Genomic DNA, 15,475 nt, shown 5'->3' with positions numbered 1-15,475 from the left:
CGCGAAATGCCTGAAGCAGTCATCGTCTCGACGGCCCGCTCGCCGATCGGCCGCGCGAACAAGGGGTCGCTGACCACGATCCGCCCCGACGATCTCGCTGTCCAGATGATCAAGGCGGCGACCGACAAGATCGGTCTGACCGGTGATCAGATCGAGGACCTGATGCTCGGGTGCGCGGAGCCGCATGACGAGCACGGTGGCAACATGGCCCGCCGGGTCGCGGTGCAGCTCGGCTGGGACAACGTGCCGGCAACCACGGTGAACCGGTTCTGCGCGTCGTCGACCCAGACCGCGCGGATGGCGTTCCACGCGATCAAGTCCGGTGAGGGCGACATCTTCGTCAGTGCCGGGGTCGAGTGCGTGTCGCGGTACAAGAACTTCGGGTCCGCCGGGGTCGGTGACCCGAGCTCGTTCAACGAGCAGTTCACCGACGCGGTCGCCCGGACCGCGAAGTACGCGGAGACCAACGAGACCTGGCACGACCCGCGGCAGGACGGCTACCTGCCGGACATCTACATCTCGATGGGCCAGACCGCGGAGAACGTGGCGACGCTCAAGGGCATCACCCGCGCCGACCAGGACGCGTTCGGCGTCCGCTCGCAGAACCTGGCCGAGAAGGCGATCAACAACGGCTTCTTCGAGCGCGAGATCGTCCCGGTGACGCTGCCGGACGGCACCGTCGTCAGCAAGGACGACGGTCCGCGTGCGGGCACCACGCTGGAAGGCGTCAGCGGCCTGAAGCCGGTGTTCCGCCCCGACGGCACCGTCACGGCCGGCAACTGCTGCCCGCTGAACGACGGCGCCGCCGCGGTCGTGATCATGAGTGACACCAAGGCCCGCGAGCTCGGCCTGACCCCGCTGGCCCGAATCGTCTCCACCGGCGTGAGTGGTCTGTCGCCGGAGATCATGGGCCTCGGTCCGGTCGAGGCGTCGCAGCAGGCACTGGCCCGGGCCGGGATGAGCATCAACGACATCGACCTGGTCGAGATCAACGAGGCCTTCGCGGTCCAGGTGATCGGCTCGGCGCGCGAGCTCGGGATCGCCGAGGACCGGCTGAACGTGCACGGCGGTGCGATCGCGCTCGGCCACCCGTTCGGTTCGACCGGTGCGCGGATCATGACCACGCTGGTGAACGGTCTGCAGTTCGAGGACAAGCAGTTCGGGCTCGAGACCATGTGCGTCGGTGGCGGTCAGGGCATGGCCATCGTCCTGGAGCGCCTCAGCTGATGAGTCTGGAGAACCGTACGGCGATCGTCACCGGAGCCTCCCGCGGTATCGGGCTGGCGATCGCCCACCGGCTGGTGGCCGACGGCGCCCGGGTCGTCATCACCGGCCGCAATCAGGACGCACTCGACGAGGCTGTCAAGTCACTGGGCGGCCGTGAGCACGCACTCGGCATCGCCGGTAACGCCGCCGACGGCGCGCATCGTGGATCCACGGTCGCGGCGGCCGTGGCGACGTACGGATCGCTTGACCTGCTGGTGAACAACACCGGGATCAACCCGATCTACGGCGATCTGCTCGATCTCGAGGCCGGTGTCGCCGCCAAGATGGTCGACACCAATGTGCTGGCGACGATCTCCTGGGTGAAGGCCTGCCGGGACGCGTGGATGGGCAACCACGGCGGTGCCGTCGTGAACGTGTCCTCGCTGGCGGGTCAGTCGCCGTCGCCGGGGATCGGCTGGTACGGCGCGACCAAGGCGATGCTGTCCCGGGTCACGGCCGAGCTCGCCCTCGAGCTCGCCCCGGAGATCCGGGTCAACGCCGTGGCTCCGGCGGTCGTGAAGACGAAGTTCGCCGGAGCCCTCTACGAAGGGCGTGAGGAAGAGGTCGCGGGCACCTACCCGCTGGCCCGCCTCGGCCGCCCCGAGGATGTTGCCTCGCTGGTGTGGTTCCTGCTGTCCGACGAGTCCTCCTGGATCACCGGTCAGACCATCACCATCGACGGCGGCCTCACCCTCAACGGCGGCATCGCCGGCTAAGACCTACGGCTGACGGCCCTGCCAAGCGGCAAGGCGGTCGTACGGCGACGCGTCGTCGGCGACCGCCACAACCGGTCCGAACGGAACCCCACCGCCCCGAGGTTCCGCCGGAAGGAACTGCTGGATCATCGGCAGCACCGCGTTGGCCAGGTCGTCGTCGAGCTGGTCGAGGCGGCCGGTCGCCTTCGCCAGATCCCAGGAGTGGGTGGTGAGCTCGCCGGTGTAGGCGCCGATGGCTGCTGCCCCGGGCAGGGTTCCGAAGGGCAGCTTGCAGATCCGCCCGAGGATGCTGTCGTCGGTCAGCGTTGTGTCGAGTGCTGTCCGGTGTTCCTTCCAGGTGCCGGCGATGTCCGGGCTGTCGGTCACCGTCGGAATCGTCAGCGGATCCCCGCCGGTCAGCGCGAGGTTGATGCGGTGCACGACCGAGAGCAGATGACCGAGCAGCGTGCGTACGTCGTACTCCGGGCACGGTGTGCGCAGCCCGAACTCGTCGGGGCCGACGCTGTCGATGAGCTGCTGGGTCTGGTCGAGTGCGCGGATGAACAGCGGGCGTGGATCAGGATTCGTCATGGGTCCACCCTCGCGCTCTATAGGTGACATCTTCTGTCGCCTATTCTCAGGGGATGCGAGCCGACCGGTTGTTGCAGATCATCCTGTTGCTGCAACAGCATGCGCGGCTGAGCACGCGGGAGCTGGCCGAGCGGCTCGAGGTGTCGAAGCGCACGGTGCTGCGAGACATGGAGGCGCTGTCCGCGGCCGGAGTGCCCGTGTACGCCGAGCGCGGGCGCAACGGTGGTTGTGTGTTGCTGCCGGGGTATCGCGCTGACGTGAGTGGGCTGACGCCGCGCGAGGCGCAAGCGCTGTTCGCGTGGTCCGGGCGGTCCGAGTTGTCGGACGAGCTGGGGCTCCGGGGGAGTCTCAAGTCGGCCATGGGCAAGCTCTCGGCGACTCTGCCGGAGGAGCTGCAGGGTGATGCCGCTGCGCTGTCCGGTGCGATCGTGGTGGACCGCAGGCGCTGGTTCGCCGAGGCAGAAGACCACGGAGCCTTGCCGGTACTGCGTCAGGCCGTGGTGGCCGAGCGACGGGTGCGACTGCGCTACGCATCGGCGAGCAGTGGGCTCCAGCGCCGTACCGTCGATCCGTGGGGTCTGGTCGAGCAGGCCGGCCGTTGGTACTTGGTAGCGGCGCATCGGGGTGCACCACGGATGTATCGGGTGTCGCGGATCGAGCAGGTCGACGTACTGGAAGAGGCGGCGGACAGACCGGCCGGACTGGATCTCCGGGCCGAGTGGGAGCGGCTCCGGTCGAATCTGGAACAGCCGGGTGGTGGACCGACCGGCGTACAGGCCGAGGTGCGTGTGCATCCCGATCGGGTGGAGATCGTGCGCCGCGTGGTCACACCGATGCTGGCCAAAGGAGCAGTCCCGCAAGTGATTCCGAGTGATGATCCTTGGCCGCACTTGCGGCTGGACTTCCGGGTACGGGAGGCGGCGTGCGGAATGCTGATCGCCTTCGGACCTGAGGTCGAGGTGCTCGGTCCGGCGGACCTGAGAGCTCGGATGCTGGAGCTGGCGACCGGAGCGGTCAAGCTCTACAGCTAGTCCCTGTGGACTCCCCGCCGCCGGTGACCCCGTCGTGTCCCAGCACGATGGCACTTCCGGCGGTCGGGGCGTAGTCCGACAGCACCGGCTCACTCTAATACCCCGGAGCTACACGACCGAATCACAGTCCGCGCGTACTGGTTGCGATCGCGTTGCTTTCTAATTCCGTGGCGTGGCGGGAGTGCGGCTGGCTATGGTCCGGACATGACGACAGGGGTGCGGATCCGGCCGGCGAGCGGTGACGATGGCGAGGCGGTCGCGGCACTGCGCCGGGCTGTCTACGCGTACAAGGTGATGTCGCCGGCAGCGGCACGACACATGATGACGGTGTTCTCTCCGGCCGAGCGCTTCCTGGCGCTGGTGGCCGAGGCCGACGGTGAGTTGGTCGCGTGGGGGTCGGCCGGGCTCAACACCTGGACCAGTGAGGCCGGGCGCAGCAACATCTCGATCTACGTGCACCCGGAGCACCGCAAGCAGGGCATCGGCGGCACACTGACCGACCGGCTGCACCAGCACCTCACTGAGGTCGGTGCGACCAAGGTGGGCATTTTCGTGACGCCCGACGGGCTGGAGTTCGCCCGCAAGCGTGGGTACGAGGGGACCCGGCAGATGCATTTCGCCGGGGCCAGTACAGCGGATCTGCCGGAGCAGCCGCCGACGCCCGAGGACATCGAAGTGGTGACGATGGATCAGGTGGATCCGCGGCAGGCGTTCGCTGCCGACACCGCAGCCTCACTCGACGAGCCCAGCGATGCCCCGATGGACGCAGTCGACTACGACGACTGGTTCAAGGAGGTCTGGACAGCACCTGGTCTCGACAAGTCGCTCAGTGTCGCCGCAGTGGTCGGTGACGAGGTGGTGTGCTTCACCGCGGTCGAGACTGCGGGCGACCGCGCCTGGTCGGGCATGACCGGCACGATTCCGGCGTACCGGGGTCGTGGCCTCGCCAAGCTGGTCAAGTCGGTCGCTCTACGTCGCTGCGCCGCCGCGGGTATCACCTCGGCGTACACGTCCAACGACGACGTCAATGGCCCGATGCTTGCCGTCAACAACTGGCTCGGCTATCGCCGCGTCGCCACCGAGTACGGCCTGATGCGTACGCTCTGAGACATGCCTCTCCGCGCGACAGTGGTCGCCGACGCCGATGAACTGGGTGCCCTGTTCGCTCTGGTGCGGCCGTACATCGTGCTGCCGCCGGGAGCCACTCAGCGAGGGCTGGAGCGAGCGGCTACTGACGAGCGGGTCAGGGGCTGGGTGTACGAGCAGGACGGCGTAATCGTCGGTTGGGGCCGAGTGACTCCGGCGGACTTCCGCACCCAAGCCGATGCCTACCAGGGGATGCTGATCGTGCACCCCGATCATCTCGGCCAGGGAATCGGTCGCGCGCTGGCCGATCTGATGCAGGAGCACCTGCATGCGCACGGCGCCAAGCGACTGGATGTCCTCACTGAAGGCCCAGGTGGTTTGGCCTTCGCAGTTGCCAGAGGTGGTGTCCCTGGTGAGGCCGCCCGGGTGGCGTCGGTTCGACTCGACGAGCTGCCGGCTGCACCCGACGTACCGGCCGAGGTGACGGTACGGCGGCTGAGCGAGCTGGAGCCGCAGGACGTGCATCCGGTGTACGCCGAGACCGTGCTGCAGATTCCCGGCTTCGAAGAGGGATATGACGTCTCGTACGACGCGTTCCTGGCCAACGCGTGGGACCCGGCCCGGGGGAACCAGCTCGAACTGGGTGCTGCCGCGGTGGTCGCCGGCAAGGTGGTCGGGGTGTCGCTGGTGCACCGCGCCGATGACCGGCTGTGGACCAATCTGACTGCGACCTCGGCGTCGTACCGTGGCCGCGGCCTGGCCAAGATCCTCAAGTGGTCTTCCCTGAGCTGGGCCGCCGAAGCCGGCTGCAGGGTCGGATTTACCCAGAACAGTCCGCGCAACGCGCCGATGCTCGCCGTGAACGAATGGCTCGGCTACCGGGAGGCGGCGACCGGTACAGCGGTTACGTGGAGTGTTGAGTCCGATCTGTAACGTGAAAATGTATGCAAGATGCGCTGGGTTGCGGGCTATCTTTCGGAGAACTTCGGCGAAGGAGTTCTCGTGGAGATCAGAGCTGCTGAAGCGGGGGATCTCGACGGCGCGCTGGCATTGCACGACCAGCTCGCGCCGTACCTGGTCGTGACTGAGATCGGGCTGCGGCTGCGGCTGACGACGCCGCTGGGACCGGGGCAGGCGACATTCGCCGCGGTCGGCGGTGACCAGGTGGTCGGGTGGGCGACGACCGGGCTGATCGCCGGCTCCGATCCGTTGGACGGGCAGCTGCGCGTGCTGGTCCGGCCCGAGTACCGGGGCCAAGGCATCGGAGCGCAGTTGCTGGACGCAGCGCACGACGTACTGCGTTCTGCCGGAGCGACCAGTGCGCGGGTGTTCGCGGAGCCGTCCACTGCCGAGTGGGCCGGTCGCTGGGGTTATCGGCAGACCCGCCAGGTGCACTACGCCGGGATCGATCCGCAGAAGGCGCCGGAGCTTCCGGAGGTCCCGTCGGGCGTGGAGCTGCTTCCGCTGAACCAGGCGGACCCGCTGAAGGTCTACGCGGCCGATGTGATTGCCCAGCGCACCAAACCGGGGGACGCCAAGATCGTCGCCCGGCCGTACGCCGACTGGCTACGGGCGATCTGGGAGTCGCCGGTGATGGCGCTGGACCTGAGCGTGGCCGCGATCTACGGCGGCGAGGTCGTCGGATTCACGCTGGGCAATGGGGATCACACGAAGCTGTGGTCCCAGATGACCGCGACGATGCCGGAGTACCGGGGGCGCGGGCTGGCCAAGCTGGTCAAGACTGCCGCGCTGCACCGCGCCGCCGCGGTTGGGGTGCAGAACTGCTACACCGCCAACTACGACGGCAACGTGCCGATGCTTGCTGTGAATGAGTGGCTCGGCTACTACCGCGTCGCCACTCACTCGGTCCTGCTCTGCCCGCTCTAAGGGACCAGCAGTACGACGGTCTCCGCGACGCAAGCGGGCTTCGTGGATCCCTCCAGCTCGATCACCCAGTTCAGCGACACCTGGACGCCGGCCGGGGTCTCGGCGGTGTTCGCGATCGAGGCTCCGGCCCGGACCCGGGCACCGACCGGGACCGGGGTCGGGAAGCGGACCTTGTTCACGCCGTAGTTGAGTTTCGCGGTCACGCCGGAGACGGAGAACAGCTCGTCACCGAAGCGCGCGATCAGGCTCAGGGTCAGGTAGCCGTGGGCGATCGTGCCGCCGTACGGGCCCTTGGCGGCGCGCTCGACGTCGACGTGGATCCACTGGTGGTCACCGGTCGCCTCGGCGAACTGGTTCACCTGCTCCTGGGTGATCTCGAGCCACTCGGACTCGCCCAGGGTGGTGCCGACGGCATTGACGACCTCGTCGACACCGGTGAAGGACTTGGGCATGATCGAATCCTCAGTTCCGGGGTCCGCCGGCGACGTACAGGACCTGGCCGGAGACGAAACCGGCCTCCTCGCTGCAGAAGAACGACGCGGCGGCCGCGATGTCGTCGGGGGTACCGGTCCGGTTCACCGGGATGGTCGCGGCGGTCGCCTTCTTGAACTCCTCGAAGTCCACACCGACCCGGGCCGCGGTGGCCGCGGTCATGTCGGTCTCGATGAACCCCGGGGCGATCGCGTTCGCGGTGACGCCGAACTTGCCCAGCTCGATCGCCAGCGTCTTGGCCAGACCCTGCAGGCCGGCCTTCGCGGAGGCGTAGTTCGCCTGGCCGCGGTTGCCCAGTGCGGAGGTCGACGACAGGAACACCATCCGGCCGTACCCGGCCTCGACCATGTGCGCCTGGACGCCCTTCGACATCAGGAAGCTGCCCTTGAGGTGCACGGACATGACCGTGTCCCAGTCGTCCTCGGACATCTTGAAGAGCAGGTTGTCGCGCAGCACGCCGGCGTTGTTCACCAGGATCGTCGGGGCGCCGAGCTCGGCCACCACCCGCTCGATCGCGGCGGTGACCTGGTCGGACTTGCTGACGTCGGCGCCGATCGCGACGGCCTTGCCGCCGGCCTCGGTGATCGTCTTCACGGTGCCCGCGCAGGCAGCCTCGTCCAGGTCGAGGACCGCGACCGCGTTCCCGTCCTTGGCCAGCCGGAGCGCGACGGCCGCGCCGATTCCCCGGGCTGCCCCGGTCACGATCGCCACTCGCTGCGCCATTGCCGCTCCCTACCGGTAGGTATCTCTTGCCGGGGATGACATTACCCACGCTGCGTCAGGCCCGGAGTACCCAGGATGCGATGATCGCCGTGTGGATCATCACAACCGCCATGTCTATCTCTGTCCGCTGCGGTGGGGAGACATGGACGCGCTCGGCCACGTGAACAACGGCCGGTACGTCGATTATCTCCAGGACGCCCGGGTGGACTTCCTGTTCCGGACCGCCGCCGAGCTCGGTGCGGACACCCTGGAGACCGGTCTGCTGGTGGCGCGGCACGAGGTCCACTACCGCGCACCGCTGCGGTTCCGCCCGGAGCCGGTCCGGATCGAGCTCTGGATCAGCGAGATCAGGGCGGCCCAGTTCACCGTCGACTACGAGATCCTCGATCTCGAGCCGGCCCGGACGACGTACGTCGAGGCCCGGACCAAGCTGGTCCCGTTCGACTTCAAGGCCAACCGTCTGCGCCGGATCACCCCGGAGGAACGCGAAGTCCTCTCCCGGATGGTGGCTTCGTGACTTTCACGTACCCGGTCCTGGTCCGCTGGTCGGATATCGACTCCTACGACCACGTCAACAACGTCCGGTACTTCGACTATCTCCAGGAAGCGCGGATCGCCTTCCTGAGTCACCTGGCCGGCACGCGGGACTACTTCGCCGAGTACCCGGTGGTGCTGGTCAGCCAGACCGTCGACTACCTGCGACCGATCCTGCTGCGGCACCCGCCGTACGACGTGGATGTGTGGATCGAGTCGGTCGGAACGACGTCGTACACGATGGGTTCCCGGATCGTCGACCGCAGCGGTGGCGGGGAGGACGTGTACGCGAAGGCGACGTCCGTGCTGGTGGCCGTGGACGGTGTCACCCACGCCAAGCGTGAGCTGTTCGCGCCCGAACGGGCAGCCCTCGAACAGCAGCTTCGGGTGACTTGAGACACTGGTACCGACATGAGTGACGCAGAGAGCTTCTACGACGCCGTCGGTGGGGCGGACACCTTCCACCGGCTGGTGGCAGCGTTCTACCGTGGCGTCGCCGCCGACCCCGAGCTACGGCCGATGTACCCGGAGGAGGACCTCGGCCCGGCCGAGGTGCGGTTCCGGATGTTCCTGGAGCAGTACTGGGGTGGACCGCGCACCTATTCCGACGAGCGCGGGCACCCGCGGCTGCGGATGCGGCATGCGCCGTTCGCCGTCACGCCGAGCTCCCGGGACCGCTGGCTGGGCCACATGCGGGCCGCCCTGGACGAGATCGCCCTGCCTCCCGATCGGGACGAGGAGATCTGGCGCTACATGGTGATGGCCGCGCACAGCATGGTGAACACCGACGAACCGAACTACCCCGGCGCGATCGACGTGTCCGGCAACTAAGAGCTTCGCAAGGAGAACAGACGAGCATGGCAACCACTCGTACGGCCAAGGCACACTGGGAAGGCTCGCTGATGGAGGGCGCGGGGCAGGTCGCCCTGGAGTCCTCCGGTGCCGGCACCTTCGACGTCACCTGGGCCTCGCGCGCCAACGACGCGAACGGCAAGACCAGCCCGGAAGAACTGATCGCGGCCGCGCACTCGGCCTGCTTCTCGATGGCGCTTTCGCACGCGCTGGCCCAGGGCGGCAACGCACCGGAGTCGCTGGACACCTCCGCCGACGTCACCTTCCAGCCGGGTGAGGGCATCACCGGGATCGTACTGTCGGTCAACGGCAAGGTGCCGGGCCTGACTGCGGACCAGTTCGCGGAGTTCGCGGAGGACGCGAAGAAGAACTGCCCGGTCTCCCAGGCGCTGGCCGCCACCCCGATCACGCTGGACGTCACCTTCACCGCCTGACATCCGACATACCAAGGCGCCCGGTGGATCGCACCGGGCGCCTTGCTGTCATTTCGCCCGGAGTTGTTCGTTCATGATCAGGAACGCCCCGAGCCCGTGGAAGTCGTTGGTGGCTCGCTCCCGGCCGATGTAGTAGCTGTAGTTGCCGACGTTGGTCCCGATGCTGATGTCCTTCAGGTTGGTGCGCCCGTCGCTGCCGAGCGAGATCTTCGCCAGCACGCCTTGGTAGCCGCGATCAGCCACTGCCTGGTACGACGGGTCGACGTACCCCCGCTGGACCGCCCGGGAGATGACGAAGGTGTACATCGACGAGCAGGAGGTCTCGGTCCAGTTGTCGGCCCGGCTGCCTTTGTCGACGACCTGGAACCACCGCCCGGTCTTCGGGTCCTGGTACCGCGCATACCCGGTCACGAGCTTCCGCAGTACGTCGACCAGCTCGGCCCGCCGGGGCTGGTTCGCCGGAACCACCTCGAGCACGTCGATGACCGCCATCCCGTACCAGCCCTCGGCGCGGCACCAGACCTCCGGCGCCAGCCCAGTGGTCGGATTCGCCCAGGTCTGCGCGCGAGCCTCGTCGTACGCGTGCCGTAGCAGACCGCTCGGGCGCTGCAGGTGCTTCGCAGTCGTCAGCAGCTGATCAACAGTCTCCTTGTTCGTGTACGTCGAGTCGCCGAACTGGCGGCCGTACTCCGCGAGGAAGGGGTCGACCATGAACACCCCGTCACCCCACAGCTGGTGCTGGCGGCTGGTGGCGTGCCAGAACCCGCCGTCCGCGGTCCGCGGGTAGGTGTTGAGCCTGGTGCGGATCTTGGTCGCCGCAACCTTGTAGCGGTTGTCGCCCGTCTCACGGTGCAGCAGGACGAGTAGCCGCCCGGACAGCATGCTGTCGAGGTTGTTGAAGCTGTGGTTGATGTTCCCGGACGAGTCCACGAACCGGTCGACCCACGTCTTGAGGTAGCTCAGGTACTTCGGGTCATGGGTCCGCTGGTAGACCAGGTACTGCCCGTAGAGGTAGAGGCCGATCGGGTAGGACCAGCCGCCGATGGTCGCCGGTGTGTAGCGCGCCATGGTCGAGTCGACCAGCTCCTTCGACCAGTCCGTCGCGGCCAGCTCCGGTGCGGTCGAGCTGGTGGTGACATCGAGGTAGTCCAGGTTCGGAGCGCCGTTGGCGGTGGTTGCCGTCACCCGGATGGTGTTGGCGCCGGCGTTGAGATTCGCAGTGGTTACCAGCGTCTTCCAGAGCGTCCAGGCACCGGTGGACGGCACTGCGACGTTCCTGGCGACCACGGTCCCGTTGACGGCGATGTCCACGGCCCGGCTGGCCGTCGTACCGTTGGCGTGGTCGAAGGTGAGGGTAGCCGGGCCGGCCTGCGGGCGGTTGACGGTCCATTGCACGTAGCTGCCGGCTGCGTTGGACGTGTTCACGAAACCCGTGCCCGAGAAGCCCGAGTGATCGGTGTCCACCGAGCTGCCGGCCGAGTACGTCGCCGCCTCCGCCTCGTACCGGGTCGTCGTACCAGCGCGAGTGACGCGGTAGAGCACGGTGCCGTGGGCCGGGACCGAGGCACTGATCGCACCCGAGGTGGTCCGGGTCGCCTTACTCCACAGGTCTTTCAGTGTGTACGACGACGATCCGCTGAGGCCGAGTGCTGCCGCAGTGGTGGAGATGGTGGCGGTGGACGTCGTTTCGTTGGACAGGGCGACGGCACGGTCGCCGTTGGCCAGAGTCTTGCCATAGACAACCAGTCCGCCCGACGAACTGACCACAGTGGCCTGGCGGCCGAGCTTGTCCTGATCCACCGCGATCACGTCGCGGTTGGTGAGCATCTCGAACGTCTCGTCGGACGCCTTGCGCAGGTCGGAGCCGATCAGCAGGGGAGCGGACATGATCGCCCACAGACTGAGGTGGGTGCGGTACTCGGTCGCCGTCATCCCGCCGTTGCCGACCTCGAGCATGTCCGGGTCGTTCCAGTGGCCAGGACCGGCGTACTGGGCGAGCACGCGGTTGGCCTGGGCCTTGCCGATCATGCTGCCCCAGTTGTCACTGATGTCGCCCGTGGTCCGCCACAGGTTGCCGACGTCCTTGCCCCACTGCCACACCCGCGGGGGACCGGTGCGACCCCACTCGCAGATCGAGTAGACGATCGGCCGGCCGGTGCGGGCCAGTGCGTCCCGCATCGCCTTGTAGCGCTGCTGGGCATCCACTCCCTGGTTGTTGCAGTTGTCGTACTTGAGGTAGTCGACACCCCAGGAGGCGAACAGATTCGCGTCCTGCTGCTCGTGACCGAGACCGCCGGGAAAGCCTGCGGTGTTGCAGGTCTTGGTGCCCGCACTGGTGTAGATGCCGAACTTGAGTCCCTTGCTGTGCACGTAGTCCGCGAGACTCTTGATGCCGTTCGGGAAGCGCGCCGGGTCGGGCACCAGGTTGCCTTGCGCGTTGCGCTGCGGGAGCGCCCAGCAGTCGTCGATGTTGACGTACTGGTACCCGGCGTCCTTGAGACCGCGGCTGACGAACAGGTCCGCGATGCTCTTGATCATCGACTCGTTGAAGGTGCTCGAGCACTTGGTTGAGTTCCAGTTGTTGAAGCCCATCGGTGGTGTCCTGGCCAGGCCGTTGTCCAGCATCACAGCATTGGCAGGACAGTTGCTCGTCGAGCCGGACGCGTTGACCCGCAGCGCCCCGCCGGTGGTGTTCTTGCCAGTGGCGCAGTAGCCGGCCACCGTCTGGAAGCCGAGGTCGTGCGGGCTCGCAGTGCCGCGCTCGGCGACGAAATCGGCCAGCCGGACGTTTCCGGACTCGTTGGCGATCACCCCGGGCCGACCGTCGTTCTTGGTGAATCGGACCGAGCTGTTGGTGAACTTCACTCCGTTCACGCGGCGCATGTACCACCCGTACGCCGGTCTGGTTCCGATGCTGTTCGGGTTGTAGTTCTTCGGGTCGTTGGCCGGTACGCCGGTACTCATCGTGCCGTTGCCACCGGGCGCGTTCAGCTGGACGTTGTCGAACGTGATATCGCGGATCGTGTTGCCGGACTCGCCCCACAGCGTCGGGCTGTACGCCGTACCCCGGGAGCCGTCGTACGTGGCGGTGATGTTCTGGTAGGTGATGTTGCTGATCGAACCGACACCGGGGTTGTCGCCGCAGCGCTTGCGGGTACCGACCTTCTGCATGATGTGGCTGCGGGTACCGGACATGGTGATGTCGCGGTAGTGCACGTCGGAGATGTTGCTGCCGTCCATCGAGACCATGCCGAGGCCGGACTTGCTCGCACCGGTGATCTTGATCCGCTCGAAGGTGTAGTCGGTGAAGTCACCGCAGGTCTCCGAGCCGAACATCAGCGCGTTGCAGCAGCCGGCCGACAGTTCGGAGTCGGAGACCCGGACGTGGCCGTTGTCGATCGTGCGGCCCAGCGCCCAGTCGCTCTTGAAGGCGAGCGCGTCGTCGTTCGCGGCGAACTTCGCGTTGGTGATCGTCACGTTCTTGGCGTTGATCACGTTCCAGCCGTCGCGGTCGCTCGCGGTGTCGATCCGCAGGTTGTCCGAGCTGATGTTGTCGCAGCCGTTGGTGAGCATCGCGAAGTGACCGCCGCGGCGCAGCCGGATACCGTCCACCCGAAGTCCGCTGCAGCGGGTCAGCGAGATGATCTTGTCCGCCTCGCCGGCCTTCGGGTTGCCGGTGATGAGGTGACCGCCGCCGTCGATCGTGCCAGTCCCGGTGAACGCGATATCGGTCAGCTGGTCGCCCCACATCATCGCGTTGTGGAAGTGGCTGTGGCCGTAGTCCTGGTAGTCGTCGTACGGGTTCGGCTCGGCCGCGTCGTAGGTGTCGTTGCTCGCACCGAGGATCGTCGCGCCGGAGTCGAGCTGGTAGGTGATCTTGCTCTTCAGATGGATCGAGTTGGCGCTCTTGTAGGTGCCCGGCGGGAAGCGGACCGTGCCGCCACCGGCGTTGGCCGCGGCGGTGATGGTCTTGTTGATCGCCGCGCTGTCGTTGGCGTTGCCGTCCCCCTTCGCGCCGTAGTTCTTCACGTTGAACTCGGCGGCGGCCACGGCTTGCGTGACCACGTTGGCGGACCGGGCGTACGCCGTACCGACCCAGGTCTCGTCGATGCGCAGGCGCTTGTAGCGGGTGGTGTCGCTGGCGGCGGCGTGGGTGTTGACCACCTCCAGACGGATGTGCCGGGTGCTCGTTGCCGGGAGGTCGATGAAGGCGACGCCGCGCCGGCTTGGGAGGGTGCCGGTCTTGATCGGTGAACCCCAGTTCGTGCCGTCGGCGCTGACGTAGACGCGGTAGTCCTTGATGCGCGCGGACTGCTCGGTCGCCGACCGCGCGTAGGCGACGGAGTCCTCACGCTGGTTGATGCCGAGGTACCGCACTGTCTTCGCGGAGCCGAGGTCGTAGCGCAGTGACACCGGTGTGGTCTTGTTGGTGTCCCAGTAGGTCAGATAGCTACCGTCTGCGGCGGCCGGCGCGCTTGTTGTGGCCCTGACAATCCCCTCGCGACCGGCCGTCTCGACTTTGAACACGGTGTCGTACTGGTCCCAGCTGGTGATCCCGGTCAGCGTCAGGACACCGGTCGCCTGCGTGTGCGGGATCACGGCTCCTGTCCGGAGATCGGTCACTCGGGCGACCCGGTAGCCGTTGTCGCGGATCCGCAAGGTGTTCGTCGACGGCCGGGTGAGCACGTGGACGTAGTGCTCGTCGGGGTTGCTGCGACTGATCGTGGTGACTCCGTGCGCCCCGTCGTTCCAGAATCCGGGCTTCAGGCCGCCGTACGCGTACCCGCCGCCTTCGGTGCCGTGGAGCGACGGCCAGATCGGCCGCATAAATTTGTCAACAAGGTTGTTAAAACTCTCCTGGCGAGCGGGAAAGCGGCCGTTGACCATGGCGGTCTCGGCCATCAGCGCTTTGATCGACGACCCGGCGTTGCTGACCAGCCGGCCGATCGTGAGCTTGGCGTCCACGGCCGGGTCGGAGCCGTTGTACCACCAGGGTCCGGTCGACGGGAGCTTGAAATCGGCCTCGATCAGCCGCGGTGCGGCGGTGTAGACGGCCTGTGGGTAGTCGTAGTCCGGGGACATGCCGGTCTTCTGCTCGTTGCTGATCATGTCCATGATCGGCGTGTCCTCGTTGTTGTTGCTGAGCGTGTACGACGGGCGCTCGCGCCGGATCCGCTCGTACAGTCCGTTGCGCTCCCAGTAGGCGTTGTCGTTGTCGATCCAGAAGCCGCCGAGGTCCGGGTAGCGGCCCATCACCTCGACGAAGTTGTCGTAGCTGAACTCGCCGAACCCGTCGCGGGTGGTCAGGTCGACCGAACGGCCCTTGTACTTCGAGTAGGCGGCGGAATCGAGCCAGGACTTGCCTGCCGGCAGCCCTTCGGCGTGCCACTGCGGGTCGTCGGTCATGTAGAGGATGACCTTCAGACCCTTGGCCGACGCGGCGTCGATGGTCTCCCGGACCAGGTCGCGGCCGGTGTGGCAGCTGCCGGGAATGCTGCTCGGCCACGGTCGCGCGTAGCCGAGCCGGCTGTGGAACGTGGCCAGGACCAGGTACTGCGTGTGCAGCTTCTGAGCCTCTCGGACCCAGTACGCCGGGTCCCAGCCGCCGGACTTCACGGCGCTCTCCCAGGTGCTGCAACTGGTGTAGCCGGGGGAGGTTCGCATCCCCCAGTGCAGGAACAGTCCGCCGACGGAATCGCGGAGGAACTGCTGCCGAGGGTGCTGCACCTCGGCGTTGGCGGGTTGGGTGGGTGCGACCAGCAGAGTGGTCAGCATGGTCAGGGACAGGAGCGCCACCAGGGCGCGACGCAACGACGATCGGCGCATCTCGAGCTCCAAAACCGGGGCGGTTGAGTTGGAGTGGATTTGGTTAGGAAGGTTTCCT

At 67.1% G+C, this 15,475-nt stretch carries 14 protein-coding genes; 10 read left to right on the top strand and 4 right to left on the bottom strand.

The window, feature by feature from the left end; genetic code table 11:
* The first annotated feature begins 6 nt into the window (after positions 1–6).
* Both ACFCV3_RS01640 and ACFCV3_RS01635 read left to right on the top strand, forming a co-directional pair.
* A complete protein-coding gene (locus ACFCV3_RS01640) occupies positions 7–1,227 on the top strand; it encodes an acetyl-CoA C-acetyltransferase (RefSeq protein WP_376025123.1) in 1,221 nt (406 codons plus the stop codon).
* Positions 1,227–1,982 carry an SDR family oxidoreductase gene (locus ACFCV3_RS01635; protein ID WP_376025121.1) on the top strand — a complete coding sequence of 252 codons (756 nt, stop codon included), beginning with the start codon at positions 1,227–1,229 and terminating at the stop codon, positions 1,980–1,982. Before ACFCV3_RS01640 ends, ACFCV3_RS01635 begins: the two co-directional genes overlap by 1 nt.
* Positions 1,983–1,985: 3 nt before the next feature.
* On the opposite strand, the gene ACFCV3_RS01630 is transcribed toward ACFCV3_RS01635, so the two are convergent.
* The gene (locus ACFCV3_RS01630) at positions 1,986–2,552 is read right to left on the bottom strand and encodes a TIGR03086 family metal-binding protein (RefSeq protein ID WP_376025120.1); all 567 of its coding nucleotides are present in this window, start codon (positions 2,550–2,552) and stop codon (positions 1,986–1,988) included.
* A gap of 53 nt (positions 2,553–2,605) precedes the next feature.
* Here ACFCV3_RS01630 and ACFCV3_RS01625 point away from each other — a divergent pair, with 53 nt between their 5' ends.
* From ACFCV3_RS01625 to ACFCV3_RS01610, 4 genes are all read left to right on the top strand, one after another.
* Positions 2,606–3,583 (top strand): helix-turn-helix transcriptional regulator, encoded by a 978-nt coding sequence (locus ACFCV3_RS01625; RefSeq protein ID WP_376025118.1) that lies wholly within the window; start codon positions 2,606–2,608, stop codon positions 3,581–3,583.
* A 204-nt stretch (positions 3,584–3,787) separates the two neighbouring features.
* Positions 3,788–4,690, top strand: a complete 903-nt coding sequence (locus ACFCV3_RS01620) for a GNAT family N-acetyltransferase (protein WP_376025116.1) — start codon at positions 3,788–3,790, stop codon at positions 4,688–4,690.
* A 3-nt stretch (positions 4,691–4,693) separates the two neighbouring features.
* Positions 4,694–5,602: a GNAT family N-acetyltransferase gene (locus tag ACFCV3_RS01615; protein ID WP_376025114.1), complete on the top strand. Its 909-nt coding sequence runs from the start codon at positions 4,694–4,696 to the stop codon at positions 5,600–5,602.
* A gap of 69 nt (positions 5,603–5,671) precedes the next feature.
* Positions 5,672–6,556, top strand: coding sequence for a GNAT family N-acetyltransferase (locus tag ACFCV3_RS01610; protein WP_376025112.1), 885 nt, complete (start codon positions 5,672–5,674; stop codon positions 6,554–6,556).
* Here the strand turns inward: ACFCV3_RS01610 and ACFCV3_RS01605 are convergent.
* Positions 6,553–7,008 (bottom strand): MaoC family dehydratase, encoded by a 456-nt coding sequence (locus ACFCV3_RS01605; protein WP_376025110.1) that lies wholly within the window; start codon positions 7,006–7,008, stop codon positions 6,553–6,555. The two genes, ACFCV3_RS01610 and ACFCV3_RS01605, sit on opposite strands and share 4 nt — an antisense overlap.
* 10 nt (positions 7,009–7,018) lie before the next feature.
* Complete coding sequence (locus tag ACFCV3_RS01600) at positions 7,019–7,771, bottom strand: SDR family oxidoreductase (protein ID WP_376025109.1); 753 nt, start codon at positions 7,769–7,771, stop codon at positions 7,019–7,021.
* Positions 7,772–7,862: 91 nt separating this feature from the next.
* Here ACFCV3_RS01600 and ACFCV3_RS01595 point away from each other — a divergent pair, with 91 nt between their 5' ends.
* The 4 genes from ACFCV3_RS01595 to ACFCV3_RS01580 are packed head-to-tail and all read left to right on the top strand — an operon-like array spanning position 7,863 to position 9,591.
* Positions 7,863–8,288, top strand: a complete 426-nt coding sequence (locus ACFCV3_RS01595; protein WP_376025107.1) for an acyl-CoA thioesterase — start codon at positions 7,863–7,865, stop codon at positions 8,286–8,288.
* Positions 8,285–8,701: an acyl-CoA thioesterase gene (locus ACFCV3_RS01590; protein WP_376025105.1), complete on the top strand. Its 417-nt coding sequence runs from the start codon at positions 8,285–8,287 to the stop codon at positions 8,699–8,701. Before ACFCV3_RS01595 ends, ACFCV3_RS01590 begins: the two co-directional genes overlap by 4 nt.
* A 15-nt stretch (positions 8,702–8,716) precedes the next feature.
* The gene (locus tag ACFCV3_RS01585) at positions 8,717–9,136 is read left to right on the top strand and encodes a globin (protein ID WP_376025103.1); all 420 of its coding nucleotides are present in this window, start codon (positions 8,717–8,719) and stop codon (positions 9,134–9,136) included.
* 26 nt (positions 9,137–9,162) lie between these two features.
* A complete protein-coding gene (locus ACFCV3_RS01580) occupies positions 9,163–9,591 on the top strand; it encodes an OsmC family protein (protein ID WP_376025101.1) in 429 nt (142 codons plus the stop codon).
* A gap of 48 nt (positions 9,592–9,639) precedes the next feature.
* On the opposite strand, the gene ACFCV3_RS01575 is transcribed toward ACFCV3_RS01580, so the two are convergent.
* On the bottom strand, positions 9,640–15,417 hold the full coding sequence (locus ACFCV3_RS01575; protein ID WP_376025100.1) for a glycoside hydrolase family 88 protein: 5,778 nt from the start codon (positions 15,415–15,417) through the stop codon (positions 9,640–9,642).
* Positions 15,418–15,475: the final 58 nt, after the last annotated feature.

It is taken from the genome of Kribbella sp. NPDC056345, from assembly GCF_042262745.1.
In the GTDB taxonomy this organism is placed as follows: Bacteria; Actinomycetota; Actinomycetes; order Propionibacteriales; family Kribbellaceae; genus Kribbella.
This window is presented reverse-complemented; position numbering and strand designations above follow the sequence as displayed.

What these genes read in the sequence shown, in the direction of transcription:
- ACFCV3_RS01625 (WP_376025118.1), top strand. Translation starts at nt 2,606, where the DNA reads ATGCGAGCCGACCGGTTGTTGCAGATCATCCTGTTGCTGCAACAGCAT.
- ACFCV3_RS01630 (WP_376025120.1), bottom strand. Translation starts at nt 2,552, where the DNA reads ATGACGAATCCTGATCCACGCCCGCTGTTCATCCGCGCACTCGACCAG.
- ACFCV3_RS01620 (WP_376025116.1), top strand. Translation starts at nt 3,788, where the DNA reads ATGACGACAGGGGTGCGGATCCGGCCGGCGAGCGGTGACGATGGCGAG.
- ACFCV3_RS01640 (WP_376025123.1), top strand. Translation starts at nt 7, where the DNA reads ATGCCTGAAGCAGTCATCGTCTCGACGGCCCGCTCGCCGATCGGCCGC.
- ACFCV3_RS01585 (WP_376025103.1), top strand. Translation starts at nt 8,717, where the DNA reads ATGAGTGACGCAGAGAGCTTCTACGACGCCGTCGGTGGGGCGGACACC.
- ACFCV3_RS01575 (WP_376025100.1), bottom strand. Translation starts at nt 15,417, where the DNA reads ATGCGCCGATCGTCGTTGCGTCGCGCCCTGGTGGCGCTCCTGTCCCTG.
- ACFCV3_RS01635 (WP_376025121.1), top strand. Translation starts at nt 1,227, where the DNA reads ATGAGTCTGGAGAACCGTACGGCGATCGTCACCGGAGCCTCCCGCGGT.
- ACFCV3_RS01605 (WP_376025110.1), bottom strand. Translation starts at nt 7,008, where the DNA reads ATGCCCAAGTCCTTCACCGGTGTCGACGAGGTCGTCAATGCCGTCGGC.
- ACFCV3_RS01580 (WP_376025101.1), top strand. Translation starts at nt 9,163, where the DNA reads ATGGCAACCACTCGTACGGCCAAGGCACACTGGGAAGGCTCGCTGATG.
- ACFCV3_RS01615 (WP_376025114.1), top strand. Translation starts at nt 4,694, where the DNA reads ATGCCTCTCCGCGCGACAGTGGTCGCCGACGCCGATGAACTGGGTGCC.
- ACFCV3_RS01600 (WP_376025109.1), bottom strand. Translation starts at nt 7,771, where the DNA reads ATGGCGCAGCGAGTGGCGATCGTGACCGGGGCAGCCCGGGGAATCGGC.